Annotated in this window: 15 protein-coding genes; 2 read left to right on the plus strand and 13 right to left on the minus strand. The window is 45.8% G+C overall.

Translation table 11 applies throughout. From position 1 onward, the window contains the following. Window positions 1-150: 150 nt before the first annotated feature. Window positions 151-411, plus strand: a complete 261-nt coding sequence (locus QVA83_RS20605) for a hypothetical protein (RefSeq protein ID WP_039228309.1) — start codon at window positions 151-153, stop codon at window positions 409-411. Window positions 412-491: 80 nt separating this feature from the next. On the opposite strand, the gene QVA83_RS20610 is transcribed toward QVA83_RS20605, so the two are convergent. The 11 genes from QVA83_RS20610 to murJ all read right to left on the minus strand — a co-directional run bounded on the left by QVA83_RS20610 (window position 492) and on the right by murJ (window position 15,157). Continuing rightward, window positions 492-956 (minus strand): type IV pilin protein, encoded by a 465-nt coding sequence (locus tag QVA83_RS20610; protein ID WP_014950123.1) that lies wholly within the window; start codon window positions 954-956, stop codon window positions 492-494. 2 nt (window positions 957-958) lie between these two features. Next, window positions 959-5,029 carry a PilC/PilY family type IV pilus protein gene (locus QVA83_RS20615; protein ID WP_287498903.1) on the minus strand — a complete coding sequence of 1,357 codons (4,071 nt, stop codon included), beginning with the start codon at window positions 5,027-5,029 and terminating at the stop codon, window positions 959-961. An 8-nt stretch (window positions 5,030-5,037) separates the two neighbouring features. Beyond that, window positions 5,038-5,601: a PilX N-terminal domain-containing pilus assembly protein gene (locus tag QVA83_RS20620; RefSeq protein ID WP_014950125.1), complete on the minus strand. Its 564-nt coding sequence runs from the start codon at window positions 5,599-5,601 to the stop codon at window positions 5,038-5,040. After that, window positions 5,598-6,455 (minus strand): PilW family protein, encoded by an 858-nt coding sequence (locus QVA83_RS20625; RefSeq protein ID WP_014950126.1) that lies wholly within the window; start codon window positions 6,453-6,455, stop codon window positions 5,598-5,600. The genes QVA83_RS20620 and QVA83_RS20625 overlap by 4 nt, the downstream gene beginning before the upstream one ends. Then, window positions 6,452-7,102: a PilV family protein gene (locus tag QVA83_RS20630; protein WP_080590400.1), complete on the minus strand. Its 651-nt coding sequence runs from the start codon at window positions 7,100-7,102 to the stop codon at window positions 6,452-6,454. The genes QVA83_RS20625 and QVA83_RS20630 overlap by 4 nt, the downstream gene beginning before the upstream one ends. Window positions 7,103-7,496: 394 nt before the next feature. After that, a complete protein-coding gene (gene ispH / locus QVA83_RS20635) occupies window positions 7,497-8,441 on the minus strand; it encodes a 4-hydroxy-3-methylbut-2-enyl diphosphate reductase (protein WP_014977011.1) in 945 nt (314 codons plus the stop codon). Window positions 8,442-8,443: 2 nt separating this feature from the next. Then, window positions 8,444-8,911, minus strand: a complete 468-nt coding sequence (gene fkpB / locus QVA83_RS20640) for an FKBP-type peptidyl-prolyl cis-trans isomerase (RefSeq protein WP_014950129.1) — start codon at window positions 8,909-8,911, stop codon at window positions 8,444-8,446. Between the two features lie 14 nt (window positions 8,912-8,925). Beyond that, complete coding sequence (lspA, locus tag QVA83_RS20645) at window positions 8,926-9,474, minus strand: signal peptidase II (protein WP_287498904.1); 549 nt, start codon at window positions 9,472-9,474, stop codon at window positions 8,926-8,928. Further along, a complete protein-coding gene (ileS, locus tag QVA83_RS20650) occupies window positions 9,467-12,286 on the minus strand; it encodes an isoleucine--tRNA ligase (RefSeq protein ID WP_069944617.1) in 2,820 nt (939 codons plus the stop codon). Before ileS ends, lspA begins: the two co-directional genes overlap by 8 nt. Before the next feature lie 270 nt (window positions 12,287-12,556). Further along, window positions 12,557-13,477 (minus strand): bifunctional riboflavin kinase/FAD synthetase, encoded by a 921-nt coding sequence (gene ribF, locus QVA83_RS20655; RefSeq protein ID WP_014950132.1) that lies wholly within the window; start codon window positions 13,475-13,477, stop codon window positions 12,557-12,559. A gap of 120 nt (window positions 13,478-13,597) precedes the next feature. Continuing rightward, window positions 13,598-15,157, minus strand: coding sequence for a murein biosynthesis integral membrane protein MurJ (gene murJ / locus QVA83_RS20660; RefSeq protein WP_168463244.1), 1,560 nt, complete (start codon window positions 15,155-15,157; stop codon window positions 13,598-13,600). Window positions 15,158-15,607: 450 nt separating this feature from the next. Here murJ and rpsT point away from each other — a divergent pair, with 450 nt between their 5' ends. Then, window positions 15,608-15,871 (plus strand): 30S ribosomal protein S20, encoded by a 264-nt coding sequence (gene rpsT, locus QVA83_RS20665; RefSeq protein ID WP_014950134.1) that lies wholly within the window; start codon window positions 15,608-15,610, stop codon window positions 15,869-15,871. 182 nt (window positions 15,872-16,053) lie between these two features. Here the strand turns inward: rpsT and QVA83_RS20670 are convergent, their stop codons facing one another. Further along, the gene (locus QVA83_RS20670) at window positions 16,054-16,806 is read right to left on the minus strand and encodes an SDR family oxidoreductase (protein WP_014950135.1); all 753 of its coding nucleotides are present in this window, start codon (window positions 16,804-16,806) and stop codon (window positions 16,054-16,056) included. Beyond that, window positions 16,806-17,450 (minus strand): phosphotransferase family protein (locus tag QVA83_RS20675; RefSeq protein ID WP_287498905.1); only part of this gene is annotated, 645 nt, incomplete at its 5' end. The genes QVA83_RS20670 and QVA83_RS20675, both read right to left, overlap by 1 nt.

Here is a 17,450-nt window from a genome sequence, read left to right on the forward strand (position 1 = left end):
ACCGTCCACCGCGGTGCTAAAAAACCTTCAATCGCACACTACACTCGCTAAAATTATCCTTATCCCGGGTTCATGGTATAGGAATAACTCAACAAACAATTGAGCTGAATATTAGGTAAACGAAAAACCAGAAATAAAGGATCCTCAAAGATGCCTAAATTGAAAAATACAGGAAGTATTTTAATTGAAGTGTTGCTGGCACTGCTTATTTTAACAAGCACTACCACCTATCTACTTGCCACTCGCATTGATTCTAGGCTTCTCTTTCAAGTGACTTTGGATGAAAACGCTGAGCACAATGGCTCATTGAATTCGGATCGACTCGCTCTAGTTAACGACCCGGTTGACCAACGTTGGGATGACATCGCAATATTTGGTGAACCGTCATTACTGGTAATTTCAGCCCAATAGCACATCAACGCCACGTTTTTTAAGGCGTCAAAACGACCTGTGGCATTAATCGCTTAACGAATATCTACCAGTATTAATAATTAGCATGACCAGCAATATTCATCGGACTCAAGGGATCCATTGTTATTTTTATCCCAACCCTTTCTCCCATCACTGAAGTAAAACAACGTGCCATCTGATGCTTGACCTGTGCCGCTGACTGGCGTTGCCCTCAACTCATAAGCTGTTGCGCTGGCCGCTTGTATAGTTAAATTATAACGGCGATTTGCTTGGGGCTCAGAAGACGGAGAATAAGTAGAAAAAACGGCTGGCGCGCCGGTGTTTGCGCCACCACTTGCCGCACCTTCATAACTGAAAGAACCACTGTGATGACGTTCCATTGCAGATGCGAACCCCAACAAGTCAGCCTGCCCTGTGCCGCGGTATCCATCGGCAATAACACCTTGGTAAGAAGGGTATGCAATGGCGGCAATAATGCCCACTATCGCCACAACTATCATAAGCTCAATTAATGAAAATCCGCTCTCTGTTTTTTTATGCTTCACAATTATTCCCTCTCTGTTTCTGAGTGCCAACTACCACGCTGAATTCGCTCGAATCTTCCGTAAATATTTTCAGCTAAACACTCAAATGCGTTAGTACATGCCTCGTCGTTGCCATCTTCATCAACGTCAATCACTGCTGAGACACATTCAGTACCCAAGCAAACCACTGGACTCACAATATCTTCTATAAGAATTTTGGTCTCTGGTGCGATGCCAGTTTGTTTTAATTCTGCTGAGCGGTCAGCGTCGTTAACTTCTCCGTCATTATTTACATCTGTGACGGCGTTGCCATTAAACATACTGACTAAATAAGCGCGACTATTACCCGTGGGCGGAGCACATGCACTGGTACTACTCACCGCCGGAACATAGGTCGTAAAGAACACCTTGTAATCGATAATTAGCGGAGAAGACAGTACCTTTTCACCGTTAGTGGTTAAATTCAAATACCACCCAGCCTTGTTAGCAAAGTCCTGTGAAGCCAACTCGCGCTCCCCCTCGTCACTACTATTTAAGGCATGACTCGTGGCGTTGTACATTCCACTCTCATAAACCGTTTGCATAAATGTGTAATTCCCATTTACATCACGGTTAAATACGCCGCTGTCTTTAAGCATATAAAAGTTGTCTTCAACTACGGTATCAAGCGGAGATGCACGCCATCCACTGCCAAGGGCTATGCCATAATACAACTCATCGCCTAGCGCTATCTCTGTTACGTCTGGCCCATAGTAGAAATGTCGGTTGGTTTCTGCTGTGTCGCCACCGAAGTCGGCAATGCGCGCGCCTTTTATAAAATTCGTACCTGAATTTCCATTATAGATGTCTAACCTGAATAACTGGCCGCCCATATCGGCCACATACATATGGTCCGCAAACCCATCGTTATCCCTATCAATAACTGAAATTCGCCCTGGAACGCTGTATGTCATATTCGTTAAGTTTAAATCCGCATCTTCATTACTTGCATGCCACAAGAGGCTGCCAGTATCAGCGTCGAACATAAACACAGCATTGCCAACGACATCATTTGCTCGAATAGCACGATCATCTTGTGCGTCATCGTAGCCACCGCCAACAATCATGACATTTTTAACTTGTCCGCCCATGTTCACTTTAGTAATTGTTGGTCTCGACCACGTCTGGCCCAACTTTGTCAGCGTCCCCGCCCCGCCTTCAATTTTGAATTTCAGCGTGGGTGAGGTCTTTTGCGTCACATCAAAGACATAATAATTACGTCCCCCCCTGCGCATACCAACATAAAGGTACTTGTTGTCTCCAACTGTTCTTAGAATCATGTCACCATCTAAGCCATATTTGTGCTCTAGCGATGATGTGTCTTTATAAAAATGATGTAGATTCTGCAGCAATGTTTTAGGCATGATGGCAAAGTTCTCTTCGCCTGTTGAAGTGTCGAATGAATGCAACATTCCTTGGTTGGTGGCGACAAAAATGGCCGAGTCGTCAGTACCGTAGTTAACAATTATAGGCTGAGAGTGAATGGGATCGCCCATTTGAGAGCGATAGTCAGTTGTACTTCCATCGCCGTTACTGTCTTTTACGTCCACGCCTCGAGTCCACTTTAAGATGGCATCTCTTAGTGCATTCGCGTCAGTTTCATCCTGAATGGCAAGGTCAGCATTCGTTATATTCGTATTGTTTTCGTGTAATTCATTGGCACTTCTTACAATGCTACCCGTATCATTGAACACGTATATATTTCGGTTCCCGCCCAAGCGACTGGCTGCTCCACCTTCACTCACCTCGCTGCCGTCAGCAAGGGTTGACCAATAGCTGTGTGCATTTTCAGCGAAGAATCCCGTAACGCTATCCACCGCATTTAGGCTGTTTTTATCGAGAATTTCATCACCACTTAAGCGATAACGTTTAAGGTTCCCTGGCCAAATCGCCCCCTCGCTCGGCTTAAACAATGCGAAGTATAATTCATCTCTATGGGTTAGACGGTTTAGCTGGTTAACCGCCACACCAGGCGACACAAAGGTTGCATTAATATCTTTTACAGAACGCAAAATAGTATTAAACGCCTCGAGCAAATCCGTACTGTTATCAGCCTGATAGAAACCACCACCACTTTGCAAAGCAAGCTGATTAAGGAAGTTGTTGGCGTTATTGTTCGCCGCAAACCCGATGGTGTGTGTAATAACCCTTGGGCCTATTACTGACGTTGACGCTTCACTGATATTTCTCACTAAATCTAGGCCGCACTTCTCACCGCTACTTCCGGTACAGCTTTTACCAAGTAACGTCTGAATTTTCGAAACACTGTGGTTGTTGTTCGCTTCACCGTCGGACAATAAAACAATGTGGTTGTTCGTTTGGCACTGTAGGTCAGACACTGGCGAAATGTAACTTGCCGGCGTTGGGATCTGCTCAGTGATACAGTCGCTGTCTGACAAGTTGTCTTCCGAGCAGCCCGAAGGCAAAATTGAATCTGCACCTATGTAAGAGCTTCTGTGGCTCACACGAGTACTTCTTCGCACAGAGCTGCTAACGTCACTTTCCCCACGTTTTCGCCCATAATCTACGTCTCTACCGCCATAATAGTTAGCCGCTTCCAACAATGTGTCTACTATAGGGGTTAGACCGTTGGCGCTAAGCTCATCTATTTTACTGATTAAATGTTCACGGACCGTTGCTGAAGCGCCAGGTGTCGCCGAGCCGTTAAACTTCACAATAAGCTTCGGTGCTTTAGATGGCGAGTTGTTATACGTATGCGCACCGCGGTACGACACAAAATCATCAAGAACAAATGCCATATCGTTACCTGACTGCCACCCTGAACGATCAACAATTTGCTTAACAATGTTGCTCACGTCAGGCGTACGGTAGGTATAATTGTTGTAAAAATCAGGCATGGACCAAGTAATACCCGATGTTTTAGGCAAATTTCGTAAGCGGTTACGACGGTCAGGATGAAAATCAGACGCATCATCATCAGCTACGCCCCTAATGCGCATGCTCGGGTTACCATAGGTCACCGTACTGTAAGCAGTAAACTCAAGATACGCTTCTGTTACTACCGCCCCTTGAGGAATGTTCACATTGCGGAATCGAACGCCTATGTAATCATTGTAAGATGGGTGGAAGGTCAGTTCACTGCCGGTATTCGGGTAGCCGTTTACGTTCTCTTCCAAGTTATCTCGTGAACTGGCTACTTGATAAATTGCTTCGCCTTGAACACAGCCCGTAGCGGTAGAGTCATCATAAGTTACCACCAACTGTGGCGCACCACTTTGGCCTACGTCACTGGCTCTTACCTCACGAGAGCTTGCTGAATCGGTGCTAGAGCCTTCTATTAAAATATTAAGGTTCTTGCCGCCACACCATGCCGATAAATCGACGACTTCTTGAATGACTGCACTTATATCAGGTGTAGTTATCACCTCGCCTGAGGCGGGAAAGCTATTGTCGGTTGCCCACTCAACGTTAGCCGCGGTCTTCGTTCGCGCACTCAAATTGTTCGAAGACGAAGCAAAGGCTGTACTTGATGCCGATGCTTCAGCTGATATAACAAGGGATGTACCCGCCACATTGAATTTTTCTGAAGTAAACCTAATACTGGCATTAACGATTGTCGCGCCTTGAGGTATGTTTAACTCGGTAAAACGCAGACCAGAGGTTACGGTTTGGGTACCGCTGCTTAATACAAGGTCATTGCTGTCAGTGGTAACGCTACCGTCTATTTCATGTGCGTCGTGATCGTCGTCGTTGGTTGAAATGATAATTTCAGGTCTTACCGCTTCATCTATATTGCGAACCGGATAGAGGATTGGGCCACCGTAATCCGAAAAACGCATCAAACCTGCGTTAATATTGGTCGCCGAACCGAGCGCTTCTTTTAGTGCATTCTGTACGCGCAACATTCGAGTTTGGCTGGTGTTATCGTAAGATCCCATACTTCCCGATGAGTCCATGATAAACAGCACATTCGGGTTATAGGTTACGGCGTTATTTGCGTTGCCTAGGTAAATATCAAGGTCGTCACCAAACGCAGAGAAACCGATACAGCTAAATAGTGTAATAGAGGCAAGGTAAGTCGAGAGTTTCTTCATATTAATACCTATTGAGACGCAGGGCCAAATACAGAGGCAGCCAAGCTGTTCGCCACAACAGAAGATTTACCCGCCACTTTCCCACATCCTCTGATAATGAATACATGGCAATTGACGTTACTTCCACCAATCACGTTACTCGAGCCTCGACAAGCCTGCTCTCTGATAAACGCAGTGCGCGACCAACTCTTTGACGAGGCCTCACTTTGATACGTGCCATCCACCACATGTCTGTCACCAACAGCAAGGCCGCCTTCAGTCATATATCTGTCAGTCCACTCCCCGTCATCGAAACAGCTCATTGAATCTGCTTCAGGGTCAAACACGTTACCCTGCCGAGCTTCCGAGAGCGGGTCTGTCTTATTCGGGTCGGTAAGTAAGGTTTCATCTTCAGATTCAAAGAAAACGCCCGCGATCGCTGCTTCAGCAGCATCAAAAGCCAAACCACTTTGCTGCATAGACACTGCCATTTTAGACTGAGACAAGCTACTGGTTACCGCGCTTACCCCTAAAACAGTGATTGAAAGCAACACAAGAAGTGCGAATACCATCACTAAGCCTTGTTGTTTCATCGCGAACTCCTGACAAAATTTTTCATATTTCGAAGTGCCAACGTTTTTGAGAACACTTGATAATAATGGGCCGTGTCCATCGTTTTAGATGCTTCGTTTAACAGCGCATATTTCTGAGACTGTGTTTGTCTCACTTCATTTTGATAGCTTTTAAGCATTAGCGCCCAGCGCAGTGACACAACTTGTTGATTAAGCGCCCTTAAATCTTCAATTTCATCTGCGGTTACATACGAAACAGCTTGCCCTTGAGAATTGGTAATGCTGCTTGAAACGCCGAACTGCACTTGGAAACTTTCGACGTTATCGAGCAATGTTACGGTAAGGGGCGACACTGTCTGCACCTTTAGGCCACGAAGTACACGACCATCATATCCTGTGCACTTAAGTGTACTGCCGCTTACAAAGTAGTGATTAACAACGTGAAACTCGAGACCGCCATAACCGTGCTGGTTTCCAGTACAATCTTCGTCACTTAGTAGGCTTACAACCAGCTTATCACTGCCGCCACTAGAGGTTTGTATGCTGCCTAGTGTAGCGTTGGTAGCGAAATCCCCTGCTACAGCGATGGGGTGATTTTCCACATAGGCCGCTTCGGCAACGATATCAACGGATGTATCCACATCCGCGACTATCTGATCATAACGGCCGACTTCATAGAATTCTGCAGAGAGGCGAGCCATGATAAAACGGCCTGACTCTTGTACTTGAGCCACGGCTTGATTGAGCTTATTCGTCACGCTACTACTGACGAGCACTTGAATAATCGCGCCTGATATCACTAACCCCAACGTTAACGTAATCATTAACTCGACAAGGGAGAAACCCTGCTGTGGGCGGTGGCGACGTGCATTCATAATGTAATATCCTTAAACACACATGCGTTACTGTCACCTTCAGATTCGTTACATCGCGCATTAAGGGTATAGGTCTGATTTCCCGAAGAAGCGACAGGCCACGTCAACAACACTTCTACACGAGAACCTGCACTACAGCTGTAAATATCTGCCGTATTGTTGTCGTCACACGATACCGACACTTTAGTTTGAGGATTGGTTTGTACTGCTGAGCACGATAGCGCCCAACCATCGTACTCAGCCATCTGTGCTTCAGTACAGGCCTGGCCTTCGCAATTTGGGATCCCTGCCGGCCTTGCCAGACAGTAGCAGTGATAAGGGTGAGACGAGCCAGAACAACTTAACGTGGCAAAATTATAGGTATCGCTAGAGAAGTACGCATTGTTGACTACCATGCCGTCTCCCACTGTTGCTGGGCGAGCGGCGGCTCTCAATCGTTCTGCAACTTGTGCTGCCACCATCTCGGCCTGAGTTCGGCTTATTGCGTCTTTATTGGCAAAAGAGCCCGTAAACTGGAGCGCAGCAACACCCAGTAAGCCCACAGCTAATATAAATAAGGTGATTAAGATCTCTATAAGACCTGCACCGCGTTGTGCGCGAATATGACTTCCCTTCACTCGCTTCATTATCACCTTTTCAGCAATCATCTTTTTTGCCATATACCTAACATTCAAATTGGTGTTATCACCAATGTAGTATAGTAAGACAAAAGCGTATAACACTGGGTATCAATGGTTATTAAAACGTATAATTTTCTGTGACCTGTTCTAGCAAGCAAGTACAAGGCAGACTGCTCGACCATTTTATCTTTAAAGTAACAGGCTCTAAATGGTTAGCGTGCTATAACACCGCTTTACAATGTACGTTTACGGCACAAAAGGTGCTACCTTAAAGCCGAACCGTGTAGCCTGTTCATGTTAAAATACCCAGTTCTAAAGGTATTATTATCCATTCGCAACTTGTTGAATTTCCAGTAGACAAAAGCATAAAAAAACACCGCAACTAAGTGCGGTGTTTTTTTATTTTGATAGTGCGGATAAATTAAACGACCTGTTTAACACGCAGCTCTTTAGGTACTGCAAATTCCACATTTTCTTCGCGTCCAGCACGCTCAGAAGCTGAAACAGCACCCCACGCTTTGAGCTTGTTTACCACACCTTGCACTAACACTTCCGGTGCAGACGCGCCTGCAGTAACGCCAATATGCTCTACACCTTCTAGCCATTCCTCTTGAATGCAATTAGCGTCAGCAATCAAATACGCTTTTGCGCCAATTTTTTCAGCCAACTCGCGAAGACGGTTCGAGTTTGAGCTATTCTGTGCCCCAACAACCAGTAAAACCTGACAATCTTGGGCTAGGTCACGCACCGCGTCTTGGCGATTCTGCGTGGCATAGCAAATGTCGTCTTTTCTCGGACCATTGATTTTGGGGAACTTAGCGCGAAGTGCGTCAATAACATCGGCTGTATCATCAACAGACAGCGTAGTTTGGCTGCAATAATAAAGGTTGGTCGGGTCTTTAACTTCAAGCGTTGCCACATCAGCTTCAGATTCAACTAAATAAATACCGCCATCTTCGTTGCTGTACTGACCCATGGTGCCCTCTACTTCAGGGTGACCAGCATGACCAATCAAGATACATTCAGTGCCCGTTTTGCTAGCGCGGGTAACTTCCATATGTACTTTCGTCACTAAGGGGCACGTGGCATCAAAGACCTTTAAACCGCGATTTTCCGCTTCTTTTCTTACCGCTTGCGATACGCCATGGGCAGAAAATATTACTATGCTGTCGTCTGGTACTTCGTGAAGCTCATCAACAAATAGCGCACCACGCTCACGTAGCCCATCTACCACAAATTTATTGTGTACCACTTCGTGGCGTACATAAATGGGCGGCTCGAACATTTCAAGCGCGCGTTCAACGATGGTGATAGCTCTATCAACGCCCGCGCAGAAGCCACGAGGGTTAGCTAAATGAATTTGCATAACTAGTTTCCACCTTGTGCTGACACGCCAGGTTTAACATCAATAATTTCAACGTCAAAGATAACCGTTTGCCCTGCTAGCGGGTGATTGAAGTCTACCGTAACAGAATCTCCAGCAGCACTTCGAATAATCCCCGGAATCTCTGAACCGTCAGGCTGAGCAAACGCTAAAATCATGCCTTCCTCAACCTGCAAATCTGCACCAAAGCGGCTTCTATCCATATAATGAATATTATTCGGATCAGACTGGCCGAATGCATCTTCAGGGCCTAATTTAAATGACTTTTTGTCACCTTTTTTAAGCCCAAGTAAACACGCTTCAAAATTCGGCGTAAGGCTACCGTCACCCATCACCATTTTGGCAGGTTTGTTGTTTACACGAGTACTGTCAGCGGCAGAGCCATCTTCTAGCTTTAAATCAAAGTGAAGAATAACTTCGTTGTCAGCACCAATTATCAATGAGTCTGTCATAACCTTTCCGAATACTACTTAATGGTTTCGCTACTGTCTGCCGCGCTAGTTTGCGCGTTTGCACCGTTGCTTTCGCTTTTTTTATCGCCATTTTTAAACATGTCGATAATAAGTAAAGCCGCGCCGATAAATATTGCGCTGTCGGCAATGTTAAACGCTGGCCAGTGGTAATTGTTTACGTAAAAATCTAAAAAGTCGATGACATAACCATGGACTAAACGGTCGTAAACATTGCCTAGTGCACCACCTAGAATAAAGGCAAACGCAACGGGCAGCATTTTTTGCGAACGGGGTGACTGCTTCAGCCACCACAAAATCACTACACTTACCACGACAGCAATGGCAGTGAAGAACAAGCGCTGCCAGCCACCTGCATTTTCTAAAAAGCTAAATGCGGCGCCGTAATTGTGTACGTAAGTAAAGTTAAAAAACGGCAATACCTGAATCGACTGATACAAGGACATGCTGTCGATAACCGTGTACTTACTCCATTGGTCGAGGATAAACGCAATTGCGCTTATCCACAAAAAACGCAAGCCTGTATCGCGAAAAAGCTTAAGCATAGTGGCGTTCTTCTCCATCACCGTCAATGTTTGTCACACAGCGACCACAAAGCTCTTCGTGACCTTCATGTGAGCCTACATCTTCACGGTGATGCCAGCAGCGAACACACTTTTCACCGCTTGCTTTATCAACGCTCAACCATAAACCTTCAACGTCTGTGGCTTTCGCATCAGACGGTGCACTGTCAACTTTCGTTAGCGTAACGCCTGATGTAATAAGTACGAAGCGTAGCTCATCTTCAAGCTTTGCAAGTACGTTGTACAACGACTCGGTAGCATAAAGCGAAATGCTTGCTTCTAGTGAGCCACCTAGCTTGCCATCTTTACGCGCCTGCTCCATTGCTTGGTTGGCCGCGTCTTTAACGCTTAACACTTGATGCCAAAGGGCATCGTTAAACGTATCGCTTTGCGTGAAGTTATTAAACCCTTCGTACCAGGTTTCAGTGAATACAAACTCGCTGCGCTCACCTGGTAACGTTTCCCAGATTTCTTGAGCAGTAAAGCTGGTAATCGGCGCCATCCAGCGAACCAATGCTTCAATGATATGATACATGGCCGTTTGGCATGAACGACGGGCTAGCCCATCTGCTTTAGCTGTGTACTGGCGGTCTTTAATCACGTCTAAATAGAATGAGCCCAGCTCAATTGAGCAGAAGTGCGTAAGCTTCTGTGACACTACCAGCAAGTCGTAGTTGTCATACGCTTCGATAAGCTCTTCTTGAAGAGCCTTAGCACGAGCAACAATCCAGCGGTCAAGCGCGACCATATCTTCTTCTGCAACCGCATCTTCAACCGAGAAACCGTTCAGGTTCGCTAGCAAGAAGCGTGCAGTGTTACGTACGCGGCGGTAGCCATCTGCAGCACGCTTTAAGATTTCATCCGATACCGCAATCTCGCCGCGATAGTCAGTAGATGCTACCCATAGACGAAGGATGTCTGCGCCTAATTTGTTAGTGACTTCCTGAGGCGCCACAACGTTACCTACCGACTTCGACATTTTTCTGCCGTGGGCATCTACCGTAAAGCCGTGTGTTAGCACTTCTTTATAAGGCGCGTGACCGTGCATGGCAGTTGATGACATAAGCGAAGACATAAACCAACCACGATGCTGGTCAGAACCTTCAAGATATAAATCGGCAGAGGCCGGAATGTCATCGCGACGATCGACAACGAAGTAATGCGTTACACCCGAGTCGAACCAAACGTCTAGGGTATCGGTCACTTTTTCATAGTTGTCTAATTCGCTACCAAGCAGGGCTGCATCGTCGAGATCCCACCACGCTTGAATGCCTTTAGCTTCAACTTCTTGTGCCACCTTTTCCATTAACGCCGCAGACTCTGGGTGGATTTCACCGGTAAGTTTGTGCACATACAAAGGAATAGGCACGCCCCACGTACGTTGACGAGAGATACACCAATCTGGACGGCCTTCAACCATTTTCTCAATGCGGTTTTGGCCCCAGTCCGGGATCCATTTGGTTTGCTTAATTTGTTCAAGTGATTCAGCGCGAAGGCCTTTTTTATCCATGCTTACAAACCACTGAGGCGTAGCGCGGAAGATGATTGGCGTTTTGTGGCGCCAGCAATGCGGGTAGCTGTGCTCGTATTTTACGTTTAGGACAAGGTTACCCTTCTCTTTTACCGTTTCGATAATTTCATCGTTGGCTTTAAATACAAACTGACCTGCAAACAGCGGTGTGTTTTCAAGGTACACGCCATTGTTGCCTACCGGATTGTACACTTCGATATCGTATTGCTTGCCCACGTTAAAGTCGTCAACACCATGAGCTGGCGCTGTGTGTACACAACCTGTACCAGATTCAGTCGTAACGTGGTCGCCTAGAATTAACGGAACTTCAAGGTCTAAGAATGGGTGATTAACTTTAAGCTTATCAAGCGCAGCACCAGTACAGGTTGCCACTTCACGGAAATCTTCAACGCCGTAACGGTTCATGCAGCTTTCAAGCAGGTCCTGCGCTACCACTAGCCATTCATTTGAAGGCTGAACTTCAACAATCGCATAGGTAAGCTCTGGGTGTAAGCTGATTGCACGGTTGGCTGGCAGTGTCCACGGTGTGGTGGTCCAAATAACTACACCTGCTTTGTGTGTGGTTAAATCATCTTCAGACACACCAAACGCTTCTGCAATAGCAGCCACATCAGCTACTGGGAACTTAACGTCAATTGCCGGTGATACTTTGTCTTTGTATTCCACTTCTGCTTCAGCAAGTGCCGAACCACAATCTGTACACCAGTGAACAGGTTTGAAGCCCTTTTCTAAGTGACCAGAGTCTACAATTTTACTTAATGCACGAATGATATCGGCTTCAGATTTGAAGTCCATGGTTTTGTATGGGTTATCCCATTCACCAAACACACCTAAGCGTTTAAAGTCAGCCATTTGGCCGTCAATTTGCTTTTGTGCGTATTCGCGACACTTCTGGCGAAATTCAGCCGCAGTAACTTTCTTACCTGGCTTACCAACTTTCTTTTCTACCATCAATTCAATCGGCAAACCGTGACAGTCCCATCCAGGAACGTACGGAGAATCGAAGTCAGAAAGGTTTTTCGACTTTACAATAATGTCTTTGAGAATTTTGTTAACCGCGTGACCAATGTGAATATCGCCATTTGCATAAGGAGGGCCATCGTGAAGAATAAATGGCTTTTTGCCTTTTTTCGCTTCACGAATTTTGCTGTATACCCCTTTTTCCTGCCAGTCTTTAAGCATTTTCGGCTCGCGCTGAGCAAGGTTACCGCGCATAGGAAACGCAGTTTCTGGAAGGTTCAGTGTGGCTTTGTAATCACTCATAAAATTGTATTATCCGGTTACCTTAATTTTCACCCAATGCACTAACACATTGTGAAGGCGATATTCATTTTGCGATGTTCAAATTAAAACGCTGAATGTAAAAGGTTCAACGTAAAACTGTGTGTCGTTCTTACTAGCGCAAGGCTGACATTATATGTTCTAGCACAGTGACTTACTTACGCGTTTCGCGAACAAGGATCCACGTTTAAAAAAATCGAGCTCAATAAAACTGATACGCGCAAAAACTTTTCGTGACTTTATCACGTTTAACTATGCTAATAACAGACGCGCTTGTGCTGCATCTGCTTGAATTTGATCTTTCAACGCCTCAAAAGAATCAAATTTAATTTCATCTCTTATTTTTGCCATCGGAAACACCGTAATGGGCTTGCCGTAAAGGTCAGATGACAAATCAAAAATATGGACTTCTAACTGGTTTCTTACCCCGTTAACAGTAGGACGGGTACCAATGTTCGCAACGCCGTTATAGTGTTTTCCATCTACGTCGACACGAACTGCGAACACGCCGTGAATTGGCGTTTTTTGACGTTTTAGCATGACATTCGCGGTGGGAAAACCAATGGTGCGACCTTTTTTCTCGCCGTGAACCACCCTACCGTGAATAGCAAACGGGCGCCCTAGCATTTCGGTAGACAAACCGAAGTCGCTGTCAGCCAACGCTTCTCGCACCGCGGTAGAGCTTATTCGATGGGCATGCATGGTAAAACTGTGGGTGCTTACTACTTCGAAACCGTATTGGCGACCTGCCGCCTCAAGCATTTCGAAATCCCCTTTGCGGCCATTGCCAAAACGGAAATCGTCGCCAACAACAAGAAATTTAACACCCAGTTTGTCCACCAATAAATCGTGAACGAAGGTATCGGCACTTTGCTTAGCAAACTCCGCGTTAAATCGCACAGCAAGCAGTCTGTCGACACCTTGTTGGCGCAGCAACTCGTACTTTTCGCGAAGAGGGCTTATACGCGCTGGTGCTTTATCAGGCATAAAGACTTCTTCAGGCTGAGGTTCGAACACCATTACGGTGGCAGGAAGTGATAGCGATTTCGCTTTTTCAAGCACGTTAGCCAACACAGCTTGATGACCACGGTGTACGCCGTCGAACTTGCCAATAGTGAGCACACACCCTTTATGGTGCGGTTTTACATTGTTTAGCCCGCGGATAAATTCCACTGTTAGCCACTACCTTTTAACTGCTAGAAAATCAAAGCTCGCGATTATAGCCGACCGCGAGCACAATACCAAGCACACGGGCCATTCTGGCTCCATGCGCTATTTCGCATCTATTGAATACTAATCGCCGCCGCTTCTGAAATGTCTGGGTCGCATGCCCAGCACCACCATGGTGGTCACAAACAATATAACCGACAGCGAAATGGTTATTCCTACCTCTAACATTTGGGCGGGAAGAGACAATTCAAAGAAAGCTAAGCCTTGATCGCGATAATAAATAAGCCCGCCCATGGCAGCACTTGCAATAACCACACGGGCAATAAACAAAACCGATGTGCGGCTTAACGCAAATACACCTTGTCTATGCAGTGTTATATAAAGCAAAGCGGCGTTAAGCGTAGCTGACATACTGGTAGCGACAGCAAGCCCTACATAACCAAACGGAATCGCTAAAATAAGGTTAAACACCATGTTTGCGACCATACACCAAATACCAAATTTCACTGGCGTCTTGGTGTCTTGGCGGGAGTAAAAACCTGGCGCGAGAATTTTTACCAACATAAAGCTGAGCAAGCCAAACGAGTACGCGGTAAGCGAGTAAGACGCCATAATAGCGGTTTCAGCAGTAAACGCGCCGCGCTGAAAAATAACGGTCAAAATAGGCCTTGCCATCACGCCAAGTCCCACTGCAGCAGGTATGCCCAATAAACACACCATGCGAAACGCCCAATCGATATTCGCAGCAAACGCTTTGGGGTTATTACTGACGTGGTTTCGGGATAGCGTAGGTAAAATGACTGTTGCGATGGCAATACCAAACAACCCTAGGGGAAATTCAAGCAGCCTGTCTGAATAGTATAACCAGCTAATAGAACCGGTAACTAAAAAGCTGGCGATGAAGGTATCAAACAACAAATTGATTTGCCCTACTGACACACCGAATAAGGCAGGGATCATCAGGGTGCGTACTTTTACCACGTTTTCGTCATGCCAGCCCCACTTTGGCTTTACCAAGAGCCCTGCCCTGAACAAAAACGGTAGTTGAAACAAGAACTGTACGATACCGCCGATAAACACACCCCACGCTAGCGCGTATGCGGGTTGCTCCAGCGTAGGTGCTAAGTATATTGCGCATGCAATAATGCATACGTTAAGTAAAACAGGGGTAAAGGCAGCAACCGCAAACTTATTGAGCGTATTGAGTATCGCCCCTGCCAACCCAGTCAGAGAGATAAACGCCAAATAAGGAAAGGTAATTTTTAACATGGTCGACGCGAGCACAAACTTATCTCCGGCCTCGTCCCCTTCGAGCCACGCCACAAACCAGCCTGTACCAAATAAAGCCGCCAAAACAGGAGATGCTATTACCCCTATAATAGAAACTACAAAAACAATAGCGCCTAATGTACCGCTGACTTTTGCAACGAACTCTCTAAGCTGCTTTTTATCGTCGTTCTCGTGGACTTCGGTTAATACCGGAATAAACGCTTGTGCAAATGCACCTTCAGCGAATAGACGACGAAGAAAATTAGGAATTTTGTTAGCAAAGAAAAATACGTCAGCGGCTGCTCCATCGCCCATAAGCTTGGCAACAACAACATCACGCACCAGGCCTAATACTCGCGAGACCAAGGTCATAATACTGACGATAAGACCAGATTTTATTAACTTCCGTGACACGTCACACTTCCAATAAGAGGTAAAGAATAGGCTGAATAGCATCAGCCATTTAAAAGATAGTCAAAGGCGTCTGCTAACCGCAAAGCGGCAACGCTAGGTTGCAAGCGAGCCATAATAACCAAAGGCTATCGCAGGCGAAACGATTTCTTCAAAATAGTTGTGCATCTTTAACAACTTTCTTGTTATAATCCGCGCCCGGTATGGGGTGCTGTCGTTTATGCATGTCTATCGCTAAAATGTCTTGAAAGAATACCACTGCGGATCTCTTTCAAAAAATGTCGCAGAGAAATGTCGCAAAGAATGTGCAACGTGTTGAGCATACTTTGTGTTCAATAGCTTGCGCGTTTTAACGCGGAACGATTTAAGTTTTAAATCGTTTGACATTTGGGCGTTTGGTAGGCACAATCCGCACCCTCGTTTTTGACATGAATTTATTTTGGGAGTTACACCTTGGCTAACATTAAGTCTGCTAAGAAGCGTGCAATCCAAGCCGAAAAGCGTCGTCAGCACAACGCTAGCCGTCGTTCAATGACTCGTACAAGCATCAAGAAAGTTATCGCTGCAATTGCAAGCGGTGACAAAGAAGCGGCACAAGCTGCACTTACTGCTGCTACTCCAGTACTTGACAGAATGGCTACTAAAGGCTTGATTCACAAGAACAAAGCTGCTCGTCATAAGAGCCGTCTAGCTGCACAAATCAAAGCACTAGGTTAATCTTTACGATTAGTAGTTAAAAAAGCGCCCTTCGGCGCTTTTTTTGTATCTGTAATCGACGCTAATTAGCATGGGTTACTGATTCCAAATTTAGACTTAAAGGCATAAAGCCCACCACTAGGCGAGCTTTGTCACTAGATAAAAAGTCTTCGCGGTGTGCTCCTCCCCCAGCTATCCACTTATCAGCTCATCTTCCTTATTGAGCTTGCCGGTGCAATACGCATGATCCAGTGAAGGATGGCCCACGGCCAGCTTGGCACAAACGCATTCGCTTTTTCTTTATTGATTGCATTGACCATAGCGCGACAGCCCACATCGGTATCAACAATAAACGGTACTTTCTCTACTTTTTCGTTTATTTCGCTGCGAATAAAACCGGGGTGAATACAGGTGACGTTAATTGGCGTATTCATTACATCCATTCGAATGCCTTCTGTCATTGATGTAAGCCCTGCTTTTGTTGCTGCGTATACAGTCATGGCGCGCCTAAAGCCGCGCACCGCGCTTATAGATGAAATCGTCACAAGATGACCACTATTTTGCGCCCTAAAGATAGCCATTGCCGCTTCACATTGTGCTAGCGCCGACACAAAGTTAGTCACCGCCGTTTGCTTGTTAGCGTGAAAATACCCCGTACCAATCGACGCGCCCTTGCCCATTCCTGCGTTCACAATGACTCTATCAAGGGTTCCCATGTCATCTTTGAATGCGTCAAACACTTCAAACACCGCATCGTGATCATTGACATCCAGCGAGCGAATATACACGTCAATGTTTGGGTTAATTGAATGCAATTCGTCTTTCAATTTTTCTAAATTCTCAAAGCGTCTTGCGCATAGGGCTAGGTTACAACCCTGTTTGGCAAACTCAATCGCCATTCCCTTGCCTAGGCCTGAACTCGCGCCTGTGATCAGAATATTGCGTCTTGTTGTCATTATCGTTTTCCTGATGCTTTTATGGCCTTATTACAACGCCACATTAAGTAATGAATGAAGATCCAAAAGTTTTTAAACGCTGGATTATTGGTTTGCTTGTGGTGGTATCGATAGTAAATTTGCTGGGCAATACCGGCTAAACGGAAAAGCCCGTATACCTCGTAAAAGGTAAAATCATCTACATCTATTTCCATCTCTTTGCAGTAGTACGCAACCACCTGCTTTCGAGTTAGCATACCGGGTAAGTGAGTAGGCTGGCGGCGCGTTGATTGAGCCAAAAAGTCATCATCCGCTTGTACCCAATACGCCAAGGTATTACCCAAATCCATAAGCGGGTCGCCCAAAGTAGCGAGTTCCCAGTCCAACACACCAATAATTTGCGTATAGTTATCTGGCTTTAACACCACGTTGTCGAATCGGAAGTCATTGTGAGTAATACAAATGCGTTCATTAGCGGGCATGTGGTTTTCTAGCCATCGCATTATTTTTTTACCCGAGGGGACATTCCAGGTTTTTGCTTTACTATAGCGCTCGCTCCACCCGCTTAATTGACGCTCTATATAGCCAGCACCTTTACCTAAGTGCTCAAGCCCCGCTTTCTTATAATCCACTTTATGAAGCTTGATTAAGCTATCAAGTACATT

This window comes from Alteromonas sp. AO-Serp, from assembly GCF_017849675.1.
Taxonomy (GTDB): Bacteria; Pseudomonadota; Gammaproteobacteria; order Enterobacterales; family Alteromonadaceae; genus Alteromonas; species Alteromonas macleodii.

What these genes read in the sequence shown, in the direction of transcription:
- QVA83_RS20605 (WP_039228309.1), top strand. Translation starts at nt 151, where the DNA reads ATGCCTAAATTGAAAAATACAGGAAGTATTTTAATTGAAGTGTTGCTG.
- QVA83_RS20615 (WP_287498903.1), bottom strand. Translation starts at nt 5,029, where the DNA reads ATGAAGAAACTCTCGACTTACCTTGCCTCTATTACACTATTTAGCTGT.
- QVA83_RS20620 (WP_014950125.1), bottom strand. Translation starts at nt 5,601, where the DNA reads ATGAAACAACAAGGCTTAGTGATGGTATTCGCACTTCTTGTGTTGCTT.
- QVA83_RS20625 (WP_014950126.1), bottom strand. Translation starts at nt 6,455, where the DNA reads ATGAATGCACGTCGCCACCGCCCACAGCAGGGTTTCTCCCTTGTCGAG.
- QVA83_RS20630 (WP_080590400.1), bottom strand. Translation starts at nt 7,102, where the DNA reads ATGATTGCTGAAAAGGTGATAATGAAGCGAGTGAAGGGAAGTCATATT.
- ispH (WP_014977011.1), bottom strand. Translation starts at nt 8,441, where the DNA reads ATGCAAATTCATTTAGCTAACCCTCGTGGCTTCTGCGCGGGCGTTGAT.
- fkpB (WP_014950129.1), bottom strand. Translation starts at nt 8,911, where the DNA reads ATGACAGACTCATTGATAATTGGTGCTGACAACGAAGTTATTCTTCAC.
- lspA (WP_287498904.1), bottom strand. Translation starts at nt 9,474, where the DNA reads ATGCTTAAGCTTTTTCGCGATACAGGCTTGCGTTTTTTGTGGATAAGC.
- ileS (WP_069944617.1), bottom strand. Translation starts at nt 12,286, where the DNA reads ATGAGTGATTACAAAGCCACACTGAACCTTCCAGAAACTGCGTTTCCT.
- QVA83_RS20670 (WP_014950135.1), bottom strand. Translation starts at nt 16,806, where the DNA reads ATGACAACAAGACGCAATATTCTGATCACAGGCGCGAGTTCAGGCCTA.